Source organism: Leptotrichia sp. oral taxon 221, assembly GCF_018128245.1.
GTDB lineage: Bacteria > Fusobacteriota > Fusobacteriia > Fusobacteriales > Leptotrichiaceae > JABCPH02.
In genome coordinates, this window is record NZ_CP072378.1 from 975,170 (window position 1) to 992,959 (window position 17,790).

Consider the following 17,790-nt stretch of genomic DNA (forward strand, 5'->3'; position numbering starts at 1 on the left):
TTTGAATTTAGGAAGATTTATATGATAAAAGTAAGCGATATTGTGAAAATATATAAAAACGGGAATATAGAATTAAAGGTTTTAAAAGGATTGAATCTGGAGGTTAAGGAAGGAGAATATGTGGCTTTTATGGGGCCTTCTGGAAGTGGTAAATCAACGCTTATGAATATTTTAGGATGCCTTGATAGTCTTACATCTGGAATTTATATTTTAGATGGTCAAGATGTTTCAACGATAAAAGGGGATGCACTTGCTGAAGTAAGAAATAAAAAAATAGGTTTTGTGTTTCAAACTTTTAATTTATTGCCAAAAATGACAGCAGTTGAAAATGTGGCTCTTCCAGCACTTTATGCAGGAGTGAAAAAGGCTGAACGTATAAAAAGAGCAACAGAAGCACTAGAAAGTGTGGGGCTTGGGGAAAGAATTCATCATAAGCCAAACGAAATGTCTGGAGGTCAAAGGCAAAGAGTTGCGATTGCAAGGGCGATAATTAATAATCCAAAAATTCTTTTGGCAGATGAGCCAACTGGAAATTTGGATTCAAAATCTGGAGAAGAAGTTTTGGAAATTTTTAAGAAACTTAATGATAGTGGAACAACAATTGTAATGGTTACGCATGAGGAAGATGTGGCAGAACATTGTAAGAGAATTATTAGATTAAAAGATGGTGTTATAGAAGAAGATGAGATTGTTCAGCATAGGAGAGGAGTGTAGTAGAAATGGATTTTATGGAATTATTAAAATTATCAGTATCAAATTTATTTAGCTATAAAGTGCGTTCTTTTTTGACAATGCTAGGAATAATAATTGGGATATCTTCTGTTGTAATGATGTCATCGCTTGGAGCAGGAGTTAAAGAAAATATTACTGGAGATTTGAATAAATTGGGAGTATCAAACTTTGAAATATCAATTGATACTTCACCAGGTCAAACTTATAAATCGCAGGATTTATTGACACAAAAAGATATTGCAGAATTGAAGAATATGGAAGGAGTCGAAGCTGTAACGCCTACATCTAGCACTTTTGCAAGATTATCTGCAAACGATGGTTCTGATAAAATGTTTACAGGAACTGGAGTGACAGAAGATTATTTTAAGATGTCAAATTATACGATAGTAAAAGGAAGAAAGTTCTTACCAAATGAATACAGAAAAGATGGAAGATATGTTATAATTGACAATACAACAGCAGATCAAATGTTTCCTGATGAAAATCCAATAGGGAAAAAATTGACATTAAATTTTAGAAAGAATAGTGAAACAGTTACAATTGTAGGAGTATTTAAAAATCCATATTCCAGCATGGGCGGTGGAGATCAGATGCCCTCGATGGGCCTTTTGCCAAACAATTATTTAAATTATCTGGAAGGAAATGAGCAAGATAAATTTACTGCATTACAAGTAAAAGCTACAGATGCTAATGAGATGAGCAGAGTAATGGAAATCGTAAAAGAAAAAATGAAAACTCGTGGAAGTGAAACTGATACTTATAGCGTGAATTCAACGAGTCAAGGATTAGATGAATTTAATAATATTCTTAATATGCTTTCACTTTTTATAAGTGGAGTAGCTGCCATTTCACTTTTTGTAGGCGGAATTGGGGTTATGAATATAATGCTTGTAAGTGTTACAGAGAGAATTAGAGAAGTTGGTTTAAGAAAAGCAATTGGAGCAAAAACGATTCATATTCTTATACAATTTTTGATAGAAGCTGTAATTTTAACATTTTTTGGAGGAATAGTTGGAGTAATTATCGGATATTTACTAGCTTTATTAATAGGAATTTTTATAAAAACAACACCAATATTAAGTCCTTTAATAGTATTTGTATGTATATTCGTTTCAACAATGATAGGTTTAGTATTTGGAGTTTATCCAGCTAAAAAGGCTGCTGCATTGGAACCGATGGAAGCGTTGAGAACTGATTAATTAAATAAAATAATAATAAAAAATTCGATATGCATAAGTTACTGAAAGCTAAAATTAATTTAATTTTCTAGTAAAAATGTTTATCGAATTTTTATTTTTGGAATGTACCTAAAACCGATGAATTTAAAATGTTAATTTTAGAATTGCTGGAAGAAGGAAGAACAAAAAAATCATTAGAAAATGGGTAAGTGATATAACATATATTTGGACAAAAAAGGACGGATGGTGCTATTTATCAAGTATAATGGATTTGCACAGCAGAAGAATAATATCACATAAGGTTGGAAAATTTATGGATATAAAATTAGTGATAGACACCTTAAAAATGGCGATATATAAAAGAGGAGATACAATTAATCTAATAATACATACAGATAGAGGAAGCCAGTATATGAGTAAAGAATATCGTAAATTTTGTGCAGAAAAAGGCATAAGCATATCTTATAGTAGAAAAAGAGAATCCTTATGATAATGCCTGTATAGAATCATTCCATGCTATGCAACATTGAAAAAAGAATATGTATATAATTTAAGAACTGGAATGTACGAATATATAGAAATATGGTATAATAATAGCAAAATACACAGTAAAATAGGATTTATAAGTCCAAATGAATACTAAGAAAGCCATAAAGAAAGGAAACAAAGAAAATGCTTAAAAATAGTCTAAATTTTTGGGGACACTCCAAACTAAAAACGATCTTAGAAAAAAACATGGTTTACCTTAACGAGGACCTTATAACGGGATTTTAGGAGGAATAGAATGAAACTTTTTATATTAATATTGTATTTATTATTATTAGAAAATTTGTTTAGTTGGGAAATAAAATTAGAAAATCCTAAAGATAATAAGATTAAAATAACAAAAACAAAAGGAAGTATTACAACATTTGGATTTTTTCCTAATTATCTTAAAAATTCAAATATAAATGTTAAAATACCAAATAGAAAATTAGAAACTCTTTTAGAAGAATTTGAAATTTCAGAAAGAGAGATTAATCACAATTTATATACTGTAAATGATAAATTATATAAAAAATTTTTAGTGAGTGAAACTCTTAAAATTGAAAACAAAGAAATTTTAAATAATACAAATAATATAAGAAAAATTTTGATGGTATTAAGAAATTTAAATGAGACTTTTGAATGGAATGAAGAATTACCTGTTTTTAAGATAAAAAATTCTGATTATGTAATAATACAAAGCAAATATGGTTCGTATTTGTTAGATTTAGATAATTTAAAGGAAAACAGAGAAATTTCCAAATACGAATATAAAGTAATAAATGATTCTATTCAGAATTTAAAAAATATTAATGATTATTATAAATTAAATTCAAAAATTTTAGATAATTTTTTTTACAATAAAATTTTTAATTTTTATAAAAATTTTTGGTAAGTGTTCTATTAAAAGAGTGCCTATAATTCTATACGAGAGTGTACAGAATTTTGTGTAAATAGTAAAACAACTATGTAATATTTGGAGGTTTTTGTTATGGATAAAAAGAAATTTGTCTGTTAAGATATAGTTATATATTTAATAATCTGAACAGAAGAAGTGGAATCTGTTTATAAATAGAGGTTTAAAGCAAGGTGTGGAAATGAGATAGCAGATACCTTCAAGGATGCCTATAAGGATTTAGGATATGACATAAACATCATATTTTCAGATCCTAAAAATTCTCCACAATTATTAGATGAGAAAGGAAAGCCAAAAACAGGAACAGCATATGTTGATGATTATGGAGTTAAAACAATAATAATCAATGCACAAGATTCAAAAAATATGACAAAGGCTGGACTTATCGGAACAATAGTTGAAGAAGGAAGCCATGTAATAGGAAAAGTTGAAGGCAGACAGAGAAAGACAGGAACAGATGAAAAAGAGCTTGAAAGTACAGGAAGGGCTTCAAATGAATATTTTGCTGAGAAATACAAGGATGATAACGAAACTATTAGTATTCAATCAGATGGGAAGGATTATTCCAATGTTGATTTTGGGGAGAATGTGGGTAATATTGCAGTTGCAGATGATGCACTTATTATAGTAGCAGGAGTAACAATTGTATATATAGCTGGAGCATATATAGTACAACAAAATGGAAAGACTATAGGATCATATCCTGATTTAAAAACTGCACAAAAAAATGCACAATATTTATTAAATAAGGCTGGTAATGGATTAAAATGGATTTGGAATGGTGGAGCTTGGATAGTTAAAAAAATTAGTAATGTATATAAGGCGGAACATACAAAAATTTCAGAAGATAAAAATACAAAAAATAAGCATGAAAAAGGGAAGGCTAGAAAACAAAGAGATCAAGGTGGAGAAAAGGATACAAAGAGGAGGTAAGAAAAAATAATGATTGAATTTTTAAAAAATATAAAAAGTAAAATTGGAATTTATCATTTGGAGGATGATGCAATTTCAATTGGAAAAATATTAAAAATTTCAGGTAAGTATTTATTTTTGGATTCTTATGATTCAAATAATAAAAAAGAAGGTATAAAAGTTTTTTTAATAAGTGAAATAAAAAGAGTTATTTTAAAAAGCGATTATATTGAAAAATTAGAAAACAAAAAAAATTATATAGAATCTTTTTCTTTTTTAAAAGATAATAAAATAAATTCGTTTAATGATGTATGTCAAAAAATAATAGAAAAAAAGTGTATAGTGACATTAAAATTGAAAAATGATGATATAGAAAAAGGATATTTAACAAAAAAGATTGAAAAATATTACTATTTTGAAATATTAAATGATGAACTTAAAATAATATCTACTGAAATTTTTGATGAACATTATATAGAAGAAATACAAATAGATACTAATGATAAGATTAATAAAAATGTTCCATTAAATATAATTAAGTTATATTCAAATAATATATATATTGGTAATATATTGTTTGATAGGAAAGAAATTATTATTTTTAAAGAAATTGTAGAATTTTCGGAAGATAGTCGAATATTAATATTAAAAAAAGAGGATATTGAAGAAATATCCGAATTATACAAAGAAGAAAATATAAGATACAATAGTATAAATAAATATATTCAAAATATAAAAGATATTACATTATTATTTCTTCTTGAAATTTGTTTGAATTTTAAATTTATAATTTTTATAGATAATAAAAAATTTTCTGAAACTAAAGTAGGAATTATTGAAAAAATATTGAACAATAGAATTTTAGAATTAAATACATTAAATGAAAATTACCATTTTATTGAAAAGATAAGAATCGAAATTTCTGAAATAGAAATTTTAAGAATAAAAAATTATTCTCTTTTTGAATAGATAATAAAAAAAGATTAGTATTGGCACAAGATAAAGATGAAAATATAAAATGGGAAGAAAGTCCAAAGTGGTTAGAAGCAGAACATAAAGTTTTTGAAATACCAATTATAGAAGTAGTAACTAATAAAGTAACAACAATAGAAAACTTTAAAGCTAATTTAGATAAAAATTTTGAATATTTAAATAACAAAATATTAGAATATAAGAATAAGTGTCCTAATAGTTTTTGTTATGATGGAGAAGAAACTGCAACTATTGTAAATGTTATAAAAAATAGATCTGATCTTATGCGAAAATTTAATGAAAATTTATTTAGAGAAAAAAGAGGAATGAATAGAAGAATATCACATGATGCGGAGATAAAAAAATGAGAAGAGTTATTTTATTAATAATATTATCAATAAATATTATGTATTGTAAAGAAATAAAAATATTTGGCAGAATACCTGATTATTCTTATGATAAAACAATAATCAATCAGATTTTTTGCAGTCCAGATAATGAAGATTGTTTAAAAAATCTAACAACAGGTAATGTACCATTATATTATGATGGAAAAACAAATACTTTTATTCATAATGTATATGATCATTATACTACGTATTATTCGTATGATTTCGTTTTAAAATCTAAAAATTATGTTGAAAAAAAAGCTCAGATATATTTTAGGAAAAGTGATTATCCAGAAATTCATTGTTTAAATAATTTAGATGAAGAGTCAAAATCAAAAGTATTAAATTTTTTTTCATTAGACATAGAAAAATATTATATGAATTTATATCCAACTTGTATAATAGATAAAGATAAAGAAAGTAATATTTTGTTTGGAAAATGGGAAATTGAAGATAATAAAATATCTTTTGAATTACATTATAATAATTTTGAAATAAGAAAAATATCCAAAAAAAATAATGAAATATTTAAAATTATAGAAAAAATTGATTCAATAAAGCAAGAAGAAGGTTATTATTGGGTTCCAGATTATAATTTTGAATATACAATATTTACTCCTAATAAAATATTGCATAAAAAAGATAGCAGCCTTTCTGAAGATGAAGAAAAATTGATTAAGACTTTAAAAATATTATTTGAAAATGAATTTCCAAAAGAATATTGGTGTAAATCAAGAATTTTTAATAGTTGTACTAAAAAATAAGCAGGTAAAAAGTTCTGTTGTAGGATAGGCTAATAATCAAGGAAATAGTTAAGGTCAAAGATTAAAGTAAAGTTGATTTTGGGGAAAATGTAGGATATGATATTGGATTATTTCATGGTGGAGGACCAGGAACTTTTTATGTAAATAATAAGAGATTTTCTGAAAATTTTGTTTCTCAAAGTGAAATAATGCATTTAAAAACTAGATTGGAAATAGGACAAATATTTACTGATGCTCGTAGGTTAAACATAACTTTTAGAGGAGCAACTATAGTAGGACATATTAAAATTGTAGTTTCTAAACCAAATAACAAAGGAGAACAGTTTGTAATGATAACTAGATACACGAGAATAGCAGATAATTTTTCAAAACCTTATGATTTACTAGAGGGAGTTCCATTTTCATTTGAAGCTGGAGGAAATGCATATGGTTTAATGAGTGACTATGAAAAGCATAACCTATTTCCTGAAGAATTAAGATATTTAGTAAAAGGGAAATCTCCAACAAAAATAAAAAATGAAATAAAAAATTCCATGAAGAAAAGAGGTAAAAAATGATAAAAAAAAACAGTAAATATCTTTTTTTGTTTATTTTAGTGTTTGGTATTCTTTACACTTATATTATAATAGGAGAAGAATATATTCGAAATACTTATATGTACATAAACAAATATTATATATTAAGTAATTTTGGATGGGGCAATAACTCAAGTTCAATTTTTTTAAAAATAGTAAATAAAGAAAATTACAATAACTGTATTGTTGTAAAAAAAATTTCTGATTATGAAGATAAATATCTCATAGGAGAAGTTGGAACAGATAAATATGCTTATCTTGATTGTAAAAAAGAATTAAAATATAAAGGTTATTTTTATATAAACTATGATAATGAAAACGAAGCTAAATTTAACTTAACAAAGGAAGAAATTAAAAATAAATTTCCTGGAAAAATAAAGTATTTAAAAGCACAAAAATTTTTAAACTTTTATGGAGAAGGAGATATAGGACAACCAAAAGAGGTAGCAATCGTGGGAATATTTCTTTGGACAATAATAATAATATTTTTAATAATAATTATAAAATCAATATTAAAATATATCTAAAATTTTGGGTGTGTAAAAATTTTACAAAGATATTTACACACCCTGTAAATCCATATGTATCTATTACTGGACATACAAATTTGTATGTATATCCTGGAACTAAGAATTCTCGAAATAATGGAGGTAAATAATGATTTTTTCGTACTCTTTTATATTTATATTTTCAATTTTAATAAAGTTAGTTAATATAGAAAATAATAGATTTATTTTATTTAGTTTTGATTTATATGTTTTAGCTACTATTGTAAATACTTTTATAAATATATATAAAGTTAAGTTATATTTCTTAGTACAATTATTGTTGTTCTCTCTAGTATGTTATATTATAAAAATACCTATTAAATCATTATTTAATTTAAATTTAATAATATGGGCGTGTTTGATAGGTTTTATTTCAAAATCTATTGATAAAAAGGAAAATAAAATGATAATAAGTGAAAGGATTATTTGTTCAATTATAGTATGTTTTTTTTATATTTTTTTTAGATTTATAAATTGAATACCAAAGAAGAAAAAGCCCAAGGAGAGTATGAACTAGAGAGTTTATAGGAACTGGGGGGTGATTCTAATACAGATAAGTAAAATTAAATTTTGGACTATTATTTTAGTAAGTTTTTTTATTGTATTTTCTTTCAGAATTTCAATATTAATATTGAATAAAGAATATATACAAAATATATATTATAAAATTTCAGAATCCTATATGTTAGATAGATATGATGAAAGATTTGAACAAGTTGATCTAGATATACTGGATATAAATTTTACGAAAAATTTGGGATTCACAAGATGTCCAAATATAATTAAAATTCAGCAGATAAAAAATTATATAGTAGGTTATTCATTAGGGGAAGAGAATATTACTTCTTTTGAAGAACAAAAGTATAAGACTAAAAAATTTTGTAAAGGTTATTTTTATATAAATTCTTTTTATGAAAAAGATTCTCAATTTCATTTAACAAAATTAGAGATAGAAAAAAATTTGGAAATATCGAATATCTAAAAACAAATGATTTTTTAAATAAATATGGATATGGATCAAATAATCAAGAAAATATAACTAATATAATAATATATAATTTTTTATTAAGTATATTTTGGATACTATTAGTTTTTATCTTTCATTATAAATTTAAAAATTCAAAAATGGGAAATCATATAAGAAAATTTTATGAAGATAGATTAAAAAAGGCAGGGATAATAAAATGATAAATTTTGATTTAGAAAATATATTAATAATTATTATTTTGTTGAGCTTTTTATCTCTACTTTTTCGAGTTATGTTAAGAACAAAAAAAAACATATTAAAATTCACAATTATTTTATCTTTATGTTTATTTTTTGTATTATTTTGTATTAGAGATAAAGGAGAGAGTCGTTATGAGTTGACAGGCACTGGTACAACTTATGAAATTAATGCAAATAATAAGATTAGTAGTATTGGTATTTATTATGATGCTAATTTAAAAATATCACTTGCTAAAACTTTAAGATCTTTATATTCTTTAAAGAATATAAAAATAATATATCAAAATAAAGAAATAGGAACAATAGAAATAAATAAAAATATAGATGAATTAGATTGCGATAACGAAACTAACAGCTGTGAATATTCTATTAAAGAACCTTTAGAAGATATATTAAAAAAAGAAAATTTGCAATCAAAATTAACTTCAGATACATTTATATATGGAATAAATTATTTTAAATTTAAGGTATTTATTGAAAGTCAGAAAAAAAATCAAAAAACAGAATTTATAATAGATCAAGTTGGTATACGTTATATAAAATCAGGATTAGAGTTGAATTGGATTCCAATGTAAGAGAGTGTCCGCAATTTTGGTATAAACTAACAGATAAATCCAGTAAATTCAGTACTTTATTGTTCTATTTACATAAAAATTTTTACATACCCATATACTCAAAAAATTCGATATGCATAAGTTACTGAAAGCTAAAATTAATTTAATTTTCCAGTAAAAATGTTTATCGAATTTTTATTTTTTATCTAACACAAATTTAAAGTTATAAGTAAAAAACTTTATATTAATTTTGTACCACATTCTGGACAGAATTTTGCACCATTTGTTTTTGTTCCACAGTTTGGACAAAATTTAGGTACATTTTCATTTCCATTTGAGGTATTTGAATTTGATTGTTGAGCTCCTCCCATTTGGTTAACCATTTGTTGTCCCATCATCATTCCCATCTGCATTTGAGCCATATCACTTGCGACACCGCTAGTATTTCCATTAGTCATTGAATCAGCCATTGCCATTTGAGTATATCTGTTTACATCGCCAACCATGCTTTGTGCAGCTGCTTTTTCTTGCATTTTCTTAATTTCTTCTGGATAATTAAAGCTAGAAACAGCAAAATTAGTAACAGAAAGACCAATTTTTCTCATTTCTAAATCTAAATCTGATTGAATACCAGAACTAATTTCATGAGCATTTGCTTGAAGATTGAACATATCTTTACCTTCACGAACAATCCATTTCATAAGCAACTGATCAAGCATAGACATTACTCTTTCTTTAATATCTTCGATATTATATTGTCTTTGAACTCCTGAAATTTTTTCAATCAATATTTGATAATCATCCACTTTGCAAGACATAGTTCCAAAAGCTCTAATTGGCATTCCACCTGGAAGACCAGCCGCTGGAATATTTATTGCATTTTTTGTTCCCCATTTTAAAGTTAACTCTTTAGTGTTTATGAAAATTACTTCAGCTCTTAATCCAGAATTGAATCCAAATTTAAATCCTTTTAAAGTAGATAAAAATGGTATGATGTCTGATTGAATATCATATTCTCCATCATCTTCAAAGACACCTTCAATTTTTCCGTTATATAAAAATATAGCGTCTTGACCAGGTTTAAGTATTAGTTTCGATCCTTTTTTTATCTCGTTGTTAGACCATTTCCAAAAAAGTGTATCTTCATTATACTCAGACCATTCAATAACATTTGCTAATTGATTTCCAAATAATCCCATTTTATTTTCCTTTCTTTACAATTATTGAAATTTTAAATTACAATCCCAATTCTTTCTTCATTTTTTCCAATTCTTCATCTACAGCAGAAGAATTTTTAGTTTCATCGCTACTTTCATCATATTTTTTCATTAAATCTTCAACTTCGTCTTTTTTAGGTGTACTTAATTCAGCTCTAGCATTGGCTTCATCAAGCATTCTATTTGCTTTTTCTTCCATTCTTTCAAATGCAGAAATATTTCCATTCAATCCTGATGTAGAAGTCATAGAATTAATTTTTTCAGTTGTTTGAGCCATTTTTAATTTAGCTTTTATATCCGATCTTTTTTCTGATAATTTTTGAATGTCACTTGCTAATTTATCATGCATTTCCTTCATTTTTTCTGCATTAACTACAGCAGTTTCACGTTCTTTTTCAAGATCAGCTAATTTTGAATTCAATGTTTCTTTTTTTTGTAAAAACATTCTCGCATCACTTTCATTTCCAGCTTGTAGAGCCTTTTTAGCATAAGATTCCATCTTAGCAATTTCACCTTTACATTCTTCAACTTTTCTTTCAGCAGAATTTTTTACAGCAATAACAGCTGCTGCCTCAGATTTTATAGTTGCTAAATCTTTTTCCATGTTTCTCAAATATTGATCAATCATTTTTTCTGGATCTTCCGCCTTATCCAATAACGAATTAATATTCGCTGCCATTATATCTTTGAATCTTGTTAAAATATTTGCCATTGTTTTTTCCTCCGTTTTTTATTTTAAAAATTAATGTTGTTTTAAATAATAATAAATTATTAATAAAACTAAAATACCTGCCAAAATAGCAAGAGTTATTTTTACTGCTGATTTTGGATATTCACCAGTTATCGCTCCATTTTCTCCATTAATTATAACTTGATATGTCTGATTGTTATACAAATAGGATGTTGAATAAACTGGTAACATCAAAAGTCTATAATATTCATTAAACCAGTCGATATCCATACTAATATTACGAACGTGATCATATCTACTTAAAACCTCACTACTGACCATTCCTTCAAGAGTATTCGTCATCATTCTTTTTGCTACTGTATAACCTTCATACATCGGTATTTTAAAAATTTCAGAGCTATATCCTGCTAAGTATCCAGAATCAAATTTAATAGTATTATCTAAATAAAACCCTCCTAAATTTTGTAATAATCGTCTTTCTAAACTCCTTGAACCCGTAGTAATAACATCTTTAAAATCATTTCCAATATGTCCGTGAACAGGATACCAATCAGTTTCAGTTCTTGTATATGTCTTACCGTCTTCTTCATATTCTTCAGTATGATCGATACCACCTTCCGCCCAATATTCACAAGAAGCTGAATTATCGAATGACCAATAGGGTAAATAAATTCCCATAACTTTTCCTGTTTGATAAAGATTTTTCAATGCATTTGGTGCAAACCACCGTCCTTTTATCCATTTAGAAAAAATGGTTCCAACTTCTTTTTTTTCAATCAAAAAAGGTTTTAAACCGTCTGGTTCTAAAGTCGACATAATTTTTTCAGCCACAACAACGTTTGAACCACAATAAGGACAAGTTCCAGAAGCTTTTTCATTACTTAATTCTATTGTTGCTCCACACGAAGAGCATTCTATAACGGTTGTTTTCTCTTCTGGTAATTGTTTTAATCGACGTTCATAATCTTCTAGAGCGTGTCTATTTAATGATAATATTTTTGGTAGTGCTACTTCATTCCCACAATTTTCGCATTTTAAATTTTGTGATTTTGGGTTATAATTCATAATTCCACCACAATTTTTACAGCTGAAATTCTCATTTTTCATAAATTCTCCATTCCTTTACTAAAAATTTCTGAAGCACTTATAATAATATAAGATTTCCTAACAATAAAAATTATAACATATTTTTTTTAGTTTTTAAACTGAATTTTCTTTCGTCAGTAGTACCAAAGATAGTAAAAAATCATGAATATCATTGAAAATATTCTGTATAAAGTTAACAAAAAAATATAATATTAAAATTTATAAAAAATTTTCTAATGAGGTATTGACAATAATAAAAATAGTGGTATACTTTATAGGCAAACAACCAAATCAAAGAAAATAAAAATATAATTAATGGAGGATTTTATTATGAGAAAAAGATTGCTATTAGCAATAACAGCATTTTTACTGGCATGTACATTAGTGAATGCAGAAACACTTGAAGAAAGAGTAGATAGACTTGAAAAAGAATTAAGAGAAACTAAAGAAGAATTACAAAAACAAATTGCTGAAAAACAAGTTCCTGCCCCAGTAGTAGCGGCAGCTCCAGCATTGGATATATCAAAATTAACTGATGGATTTGAATTTCATGGTTATGGAAGAGCAGGTGTACTTATAAATCAAGATGGAGACAAAGGAAATGCATTTAAAGTTCAAGATGAAGGATTTGCTCAAAAATATAGATTAGGTAATGAAGATGATACTTACGCTGAATTAGAATTGGTTAAAAAATTTGATGTAAATGGAGCAAAAGGTTCAGTTCATTACATGTTTTCAACAAAATCAGGTTCAGGAGACGAATATAAAACATGGACTTCAGGAAGTTCAACAAATCCAGGTTCTGAAAACGATTCATTTAAAACTAGACAATTTTATGTTGATATAACTCCAAATGACGGAGCTACTTATTGGGCAGGGAAAAGATATTATGCAAGAGAAGATATTCATATAAATGACTATTATATTAGAAATTATTCAGGAACAGGTGCAGGAATTCAAAATATTAAACTTGGTTCTGGAGCAGCTGATGTTGCATTAATTGCAAACGATCCTAGCGATCATCCTGAATACACACTTCATTCAAGATATTCAGTAGGTCCATGGGCTTTTGAACTAGCAGGACACACAATGAAATCAGATTCTACAGATAAAGATATAACTGAATGGGGAACACAAGGTTCTGTAAGATATAGTTTACCTGGTTTTTACGGATTGAAAGATAAAGGATCTTCTAAAGTAGTATTACAAGGTGGTGTTGGACTTGGTTCAGGAAGTGGACTGGGAAGTGCTACTGCTTGGGGAGATACTAGAAAAGATGCTTATTCTATAAACTTAGTGACATACGGTCAAGCAAATCTTTCAGACAGATGGCAAATTATGCCTGAATTAGGTTATAGATATGACAAAAACTTTGGTGGAGTTAAAAATCAAAAACAACAATGGTTAACAGCAGGAATGAGACTTGTAAATCCTATTACACAACACTTTGCTATGCAATATGAAACAGGAGTAGACTATGTAAAAGTTAATAAAGGAAATTCAAATTATGACAGTGGATTGTTCAAATTAACAGTAGCTCCAACTTTAAAACTTGATGCAGAAAATTTCTGGGGAAGACCTGAAATTAGAGCTTTCGTAACTTACGGACAAGGATTTGGAGACAAAAAAGATATAAGAATTGATTCAGATGGAAAATTACATAACAAAGGCGTGCAATTTGGAGTACAAACAGAAGTTTGGTTCTAATTCATAAAATTATTCTAAATACCCAAAATAAAAATTCAGAAGGTTTTAAAATGAACTTTCTGAATTTTTTAATTATTTATTTTTTGAATGTTTTCGATATACAAAAAAAAGAGTTTTTCTAAAAAAAATTTAGACAACTCTTTAGTTACATGATAACTTTTAACAAAGAAAAAATTTCAATTTGTAAATTTTCTCTTTAATTTGACAGTCACCACGATAATTTAAAATTTAGAAATATTTTTGGAAAAATTAGGGTTTATTTAAAATATTTCTAAATTTATGTTTACATATATTATAGCTTTTTTTCTACAAATAGTCTAGTCTTTATTTTTGAAAAAAATGACATATTACGGTAAAACTATATTAAATATTTTTATTATTCCAATAAATTAAAAAGACTATTTCAAAAATGACATAGCCTTTTATTTACGATATGATTCATTATAATATATGATTTAGAAAATTTATCATTAATTATAAATTAGAGTCTGAAATTATAGCTGAATAACCTTTACATGAGTCTGAGTTATTGAGTGAGTAGAGCATACACAAACTATTAGCAAAGATTATACAACTATGATTTACTTATTAGTTTGATAAATTTCAAATTCATACGAGTTATTGTATCAAAAAATTCTTAATTTTACAAACATTATTTTAAATTTTTAATATATTTTTTAACATAATCTTGTATTTCTGCTTTATCAATTACTGTTGAGAATCTAATTTCAGATTTTCTAACTTCATCTAATTTTGCAGGGAATGCAACTCCAGTTATTTCAGAAACTTTATCCAAGATGCTATAAGGTTCTGAATTTTCATCTAATCCTAAAGCTTTTGCGATAGGAGCAGGGAATTTAAATGGATGTGCAGTTGACATAATTACTGTGTGAACATCTTTATTCAATTTGTCATTTCCTAATTTTTCATAAACTGAATAAGCTACTGAAGTATGAGGATCCATTAAGTAATGATATTTTTCATAAATTCCTTTTATTGATGCAACAGTTTCTTCTTCGTTTGCAAATTCACCATAAAATTCTTTTTGAATATTAGCTAATTCTTCATCAGAAATTTTTAACACACCAGTTGTTAATAAATTATTGATTAATTCAGCAACTCTTTCTGAATTTTCTCCAGTCGCATAATACAAGTATCTTTCAAAGTTAGAAGATAATAAAATATCCATTGATGGAGAATTAGTCGCATAGAAATCTCTATTTTTATTGTATGTTCCTGTTTGGAAGAAATCAGCCAGTACTTTATTTTTATTTGAAGCTGAAATGAATTTTTTAATAGGAATACCTAATTTTTTAGCAATATATCCAGCTAAAATATTTCCAAAGTTTCCAGTTGGAACAACAACATTAAATTCTTCATTTTCTTTTATTGTACCAGAATTTACTAAATTAACATAAGTAGAAATATAGTAAATTACTTGAGGGAATAATCTACCAATATTGATAGAGTTTGCACTTGAAAACATAACATTATGATCATTTGCATATTTTTTAAATTCTTCACTTCCAAAAATTACTTTTATAGCACTTTGAGCATCATCAAAGTTACCATTAATTGCAACGATATCAACATTATTTCCCAATTGTTTTCTCATTTGTTCTTCTTGCATTGGACTAACACCATTTTTTGGATAGAATACAACAATATTAATTCCATCAACGTCTTTGAATCCTTCTAAAGCAGCTTTTCCTGTATCTCCAGAAGTTGCAGCTAAAATCAAGATTTTTTTATCTTCTTTTTGTTTTTCTTTACTTAAAAGCAATAAATAAGGGAAAAGCGATAAAGCTAAATCCTTAAAAGCTAAAGTTCTTCCATGAAATAATTCGCCAAAACTAACTTTATCATTTAATTTATAAACTGGAACAATACTTTCATCAGTAAAAGTTTCACTATTATATGCACTATTTACAGCTTTTTTTATTTCTTCATCAGTAAATTCTGTAAAAAATAATTTGATAATTCTTTCTGACAATTCTTGATAAGATAAATCTTTCAATTCATTATAAGTTAATTTTATATTAGGCAATTTTTCAGGTATATAAAGACCACCATCTTTAGCAAGTCCATGTAATGCAGCAAATGTCGATGATTGTGGCTCTCCACCTCGAGTACTTCTGTAATTCATAAATGTTTACACCTCTTTCAATTTATTAAATTTTCACATCTTATAGTAACATATTTGTTGTGATTTTACAATATAAAACAAGATTTTACTTTTGAATTTTTGTGATTTTAAAAGAAATCGAAGTGTTTAAAATAGCTTTATTTTAAATATCAGGTTGTGGTATAATTAATATATACTGAAATTTATAAGAAATAAAAGAGGGCGTGATTTTATGAGAACAAAAGCTGTTCCTGTGGGGATTGAAGACTTTGAAAGAATACATTTCACTGAAGGATTTAAAGGGAGATACTTGGGAGAAATGTTTTGAAAATCTAAAAAAACAATGTATAAAATTTTTAATAAATATGAATTTGTGAGAAAAAAATTAAATATTGTTGAAAAAAGACAATTTGATAAAATTTGGGAAATAACAGGAAATGAGAGAAATTTTAAGACATCACTTTTAGATTTGTCAAATTACTTAATTATGTGAAAGAAGTGAGGGTTGTTTTTAAATAGAGATTTAAAAGAATAAATGAAAATGATGAATAAGAAGTTATACAGGCTTGATAAATATTTGAAAATTTTAAAGGAAATTTTTAGATGGGAGAGCGTTCATAATTTTATGTAAATTCAAAATCTAAAATATAATTAAGATGGCATTCCAGTATCTTGATTTTATAAATTCTACGAAAGGAAATAAAGAAATGGAAAATAAAGAAAGAACTATCAGAATATACAGAAAAGTAGATGTAAATGAAACGATGGAAGAAAGGCATAAAAAAGTTATGGAAGGACTGTCGAAGCTGGAAGCTCCTTTAGGATTGAAAGATAGTAAAATTCCAGAAACACCTGACTTTGGGACAGAATTAATATGTTTTTATGATGCTAAAAATGTTAAAACTAAAGGAGTTTCAATAGAAGGTTCATATGATTGGAGAGATGAAAGGATGTTATCGGCATGTTGGGATAAGTTACATTATGAATTTAAGACAACATACAAGTTGATAGACTATAAAAAAATAATATATGAAGATCTTCCAAAGGTGATAAATGTTTTTGATCCTTATGTTGCTGATTTATATGTAGCTTATAATGGTGCTTATGAAGAAGGAAGAGCTCCGGAAACAAGAACTTATGGAAAAAGTATAAATCCTGAATTTTTAAAACTGAAGGAGAAAAATTGTAACATAGGAATGCTGGGAGATGTATTATTTACACTATCCCCAGTAATGTATTTCAATGAAGAGAGTTACACTAAGCTAATAAAAATACCTAAGGAAGAGCTTCTAGAAAGACTCAAAGGGAAAGCGAATGAAGTTCTGTTGCTTGAAAAGGGTATATACATTATCTTTAATGACAAGGCAGATATTACTTATGAAGAATTTGTGGAAATGAATAATATATTTAAGCCATTGCTGGGATTAATTTAAAATACAATTTGAAAGTGTTCCAAAAGAGTGTACGAGAGGGTGTGTACAAAATTTGTACGAGAGTGTCCTTTTGTATAAACTAAAATAGAGAGTGTAAAAATTTTTACGTAAACCTCTAAATAATATATGGTAAAATAACTATATAATATTTGGAGGTTTTTGTTACGGTTAAAAAGAAATCTTTTTGTTAAAATATAGTTATAGAAATATTTAATAGTCTGAACATAAAAAGTGAAAGT

Annotated in this window: 18 protein-coding genes; 14 read left to right on the plus strand and 4 right to left on the minus strand. The window is 26.4% G+C overall.

The annotated features are described in order from the left end of the window. Positions 1–21: 21 nt before the first annotated feature. From J4863_RS04260 to J4863_RS04315, 12 genes are all read left to right on the plus strand, one after another. Entirely contained in the window at positions 22–714 is a 693-nt protein-coding gene (locus J4863_RS04260) for an ABC transporter ATP-binding protein (RefSeq protein ID WP_211619219.1), read from the plus strand. A gap of 5 nt (positions 715–719) precedes the next feature. After that, positions 720–1,931: an ABC transporter permease gene (locus J4863_RS04265; RefSeq protein WP_211619220.1), complete on the plus strand. Its 1,212-nt coding sequence runs from the start codon at positions 720–722 to the stop codon at positions 1,929–1,931. A gap of 172 nt (positions 1,932–2,103) precedes the next feature. After that, positions 2,104–2,400, plus strand: coding sequence for a transposase (locus J4863_RS09535; RefSeq protein WP_371815587.1), 297 nt, complete (start codon positions 2,104–2,106; stop codon positions 2,398–2,400). A 294-nt stretch (positions 2,401–2,694) separates the two neighbouring features. Continuing rightward, a complete protein-coding gene (locus tag J4863_RS04275; protein ID WP_211619221.1) occupies positions 2,695–3,330 on the plus strand; it encodes a hypothetical protein in 636 nt (211 codons plus the stop codon). 387 nt (positions 3,331–3,717) lie between these two features. Beyond that, positions 3,718–4,284 (plus strand): hypothetical protein, encoded by a 567-nt coding sequence (locus tag J4863_RS04280; protein ID WP_211619222.1) that lies wholly within the window; start codon positions 3,718–3,720, stop codon positions 4,282–4,284. 9 nt (positions 4,285–4,293) lie between these two features. Further along, positions 4,294–5,232, plus strand: coding sequence for a phage head-tail adapter protein (locus tag J4863_RS04285; RefSeq protein ID WP_211619223.1), 939 nt, complete (start codon positions 4,294–4,296; stop codon positions 5,230–5,232). Between the two features lie 20 nt (positions 5,233–5,252). Beyond that, entirely contained in the window at positions 5,253–5,603 is a 351-nt protein-coding gene (locus J4863_RS04290) for a hypothetical protein (RefSeq protein WP_211619224.1), read from the plus strand. Continuing rightward, the gene (locus tag J4863_RS04295) at positions 5,600–6,388 is read left to right on the plus strand and encodes a hypothetical protein (protein ID WP_211619225.1); all 789 of its coding nucleotides are present in this window, start codon (positions 5,600–5,602) and stop codon (positions 6,386–6,388) included. The genes J4863_RS04290 and J4863_RS04295 overlap by 4 nt, the downstream gene beginning before the upstream one ends. A gap of 188 nt (positions 6,389–6,576) precedes the next feature. Further along, positions 6,577–6,945, plus strand: a complete 369-nt coding sequence (locus J4863_RS04300) for a hypothetical protein (RefSeq protein WP_211619226.1) — start codon at positions 6,577–6,579, stop codon at positions 6,943–6,945. Next, complete coding sequence (locus J4863_RS04305; protein ID WP_211619227.1) at positions 6,942–7,490, plus strand: hypothetical protein; 549 nt, start codon at positions 6,942–6,944, stop codon at positions 7,488–7,490. Before J4863_RS04300 ends, J4863_RS04305 begins: the two co-directional genes overlap by 4 nt. A gap of 703 nt (positions 7,491–8,193) precedes the next feature. Beyond that, positions 8,194–8,493: a hypothetical protein gene (locus J4863_RS04310; RefSeq protein ID WP_211619228.1), complete on the plus strand. Its 300-nt coding sequence runs from the start codon at positions 8,194–8,196 to the stop codon at positions 8,491–8,493. Between the two features lie 202 nt (positions 8,494–8,695). Continuing rightward, complete coding sequence (locus tag J4863_RS04315; RefSeq protein ID WP_211619229.1) at positions 8,696–9,313, plus strand: hypothetical protein; 618 nt, start codon at positions 8,696–8,698, stop codon at positions 9,311–9,313. Positions 9,314–9,531: 218 nt separating this feature from the next. On the opposite strand, the gene J4863_RS04320 is transcribed toward J4863_RS04315, so the two are convergent. The 3 genes from J4863_RS04320 to J4863_RS04330 are packed head-to-tail and all read right to left on the minus strand — an operon-like array spanning position 9,532 to position 12,307. Further along, complete coding sequence (locus J4863_RS04320) at positions 9,532–10,491, minus strand: SPFH domain-containing protein (RefSeq protein WP_211619230.1); 960 nt, start codon at positions 10,489–10,491, stop codon at positions 9,532–9,534. A 37-nt stretch (positions 10,492–10,528) separates the two neighbouring features. After that, a complete protein-coding gene (locus J4863_RS04325; protein ID WP_211619231.1) occupies positions 10,529–11,221 on the minus strand; it encodes a PspA/IM30 family protein in 693 nt (230 codons plus the stop codon). Between the two features lie 30 nt (positions 11,222–11,251). After that, on the minus strand, positions 11,252–12,307 hold the full coding sequence (locus tag J4863_RS04330; protein WP_211619232.1) for a hypothetical protein: 1,056 nt from the start codon (positions 12,305–12,307) through the stop codon (positions 11,252–11,254). Positions 12,308–12,616: 309 nt separating this feature from the next. Here J4863_RS04330 and J4863_RS04335 point away from each other — a divergent pair, with 309 nt between their 5' ends. Further along, positions 12,617–13,993, plus strand: a complete 1,377-nt coding sequence (locus tag J4863_RS04335) for a carbohydrate porin (protein WP_211619233.1) — start codon at positions 12,617–12,619, stop codon at positions 13,991–13,993. A gap of 652 nt (positions 13,994–14,645) precedes the next feature. Here J4863_RS04335 and thrC read toward each other — a convergent pair. Continuing rightward, entirely contained in the window at positions 14,646–16,139 is a 1,494-nt protein-coding gene (gene thrC / locus J4863_RS04340) for a threonine synthase (protein ID WP_211619234.1), read from the minus strand. Positions 16,140–16,774: 635 nt separating this feature from the next. On the opposite strand from thrC, the gene J4863_RS04345 reads away from it, so the two are divergent. Then, positions 16,775–17,551, plus strand: coding sequence for a helicase (locus tag J4863_RS04345; RefSeq protein ID WP_249111574.1), 777 nt, complete (start codon positions 16,775–16,777; stop codon positions 17,549–17,551). Positions 17,552–17,790 lie beyond the last annotated feature (239 nt).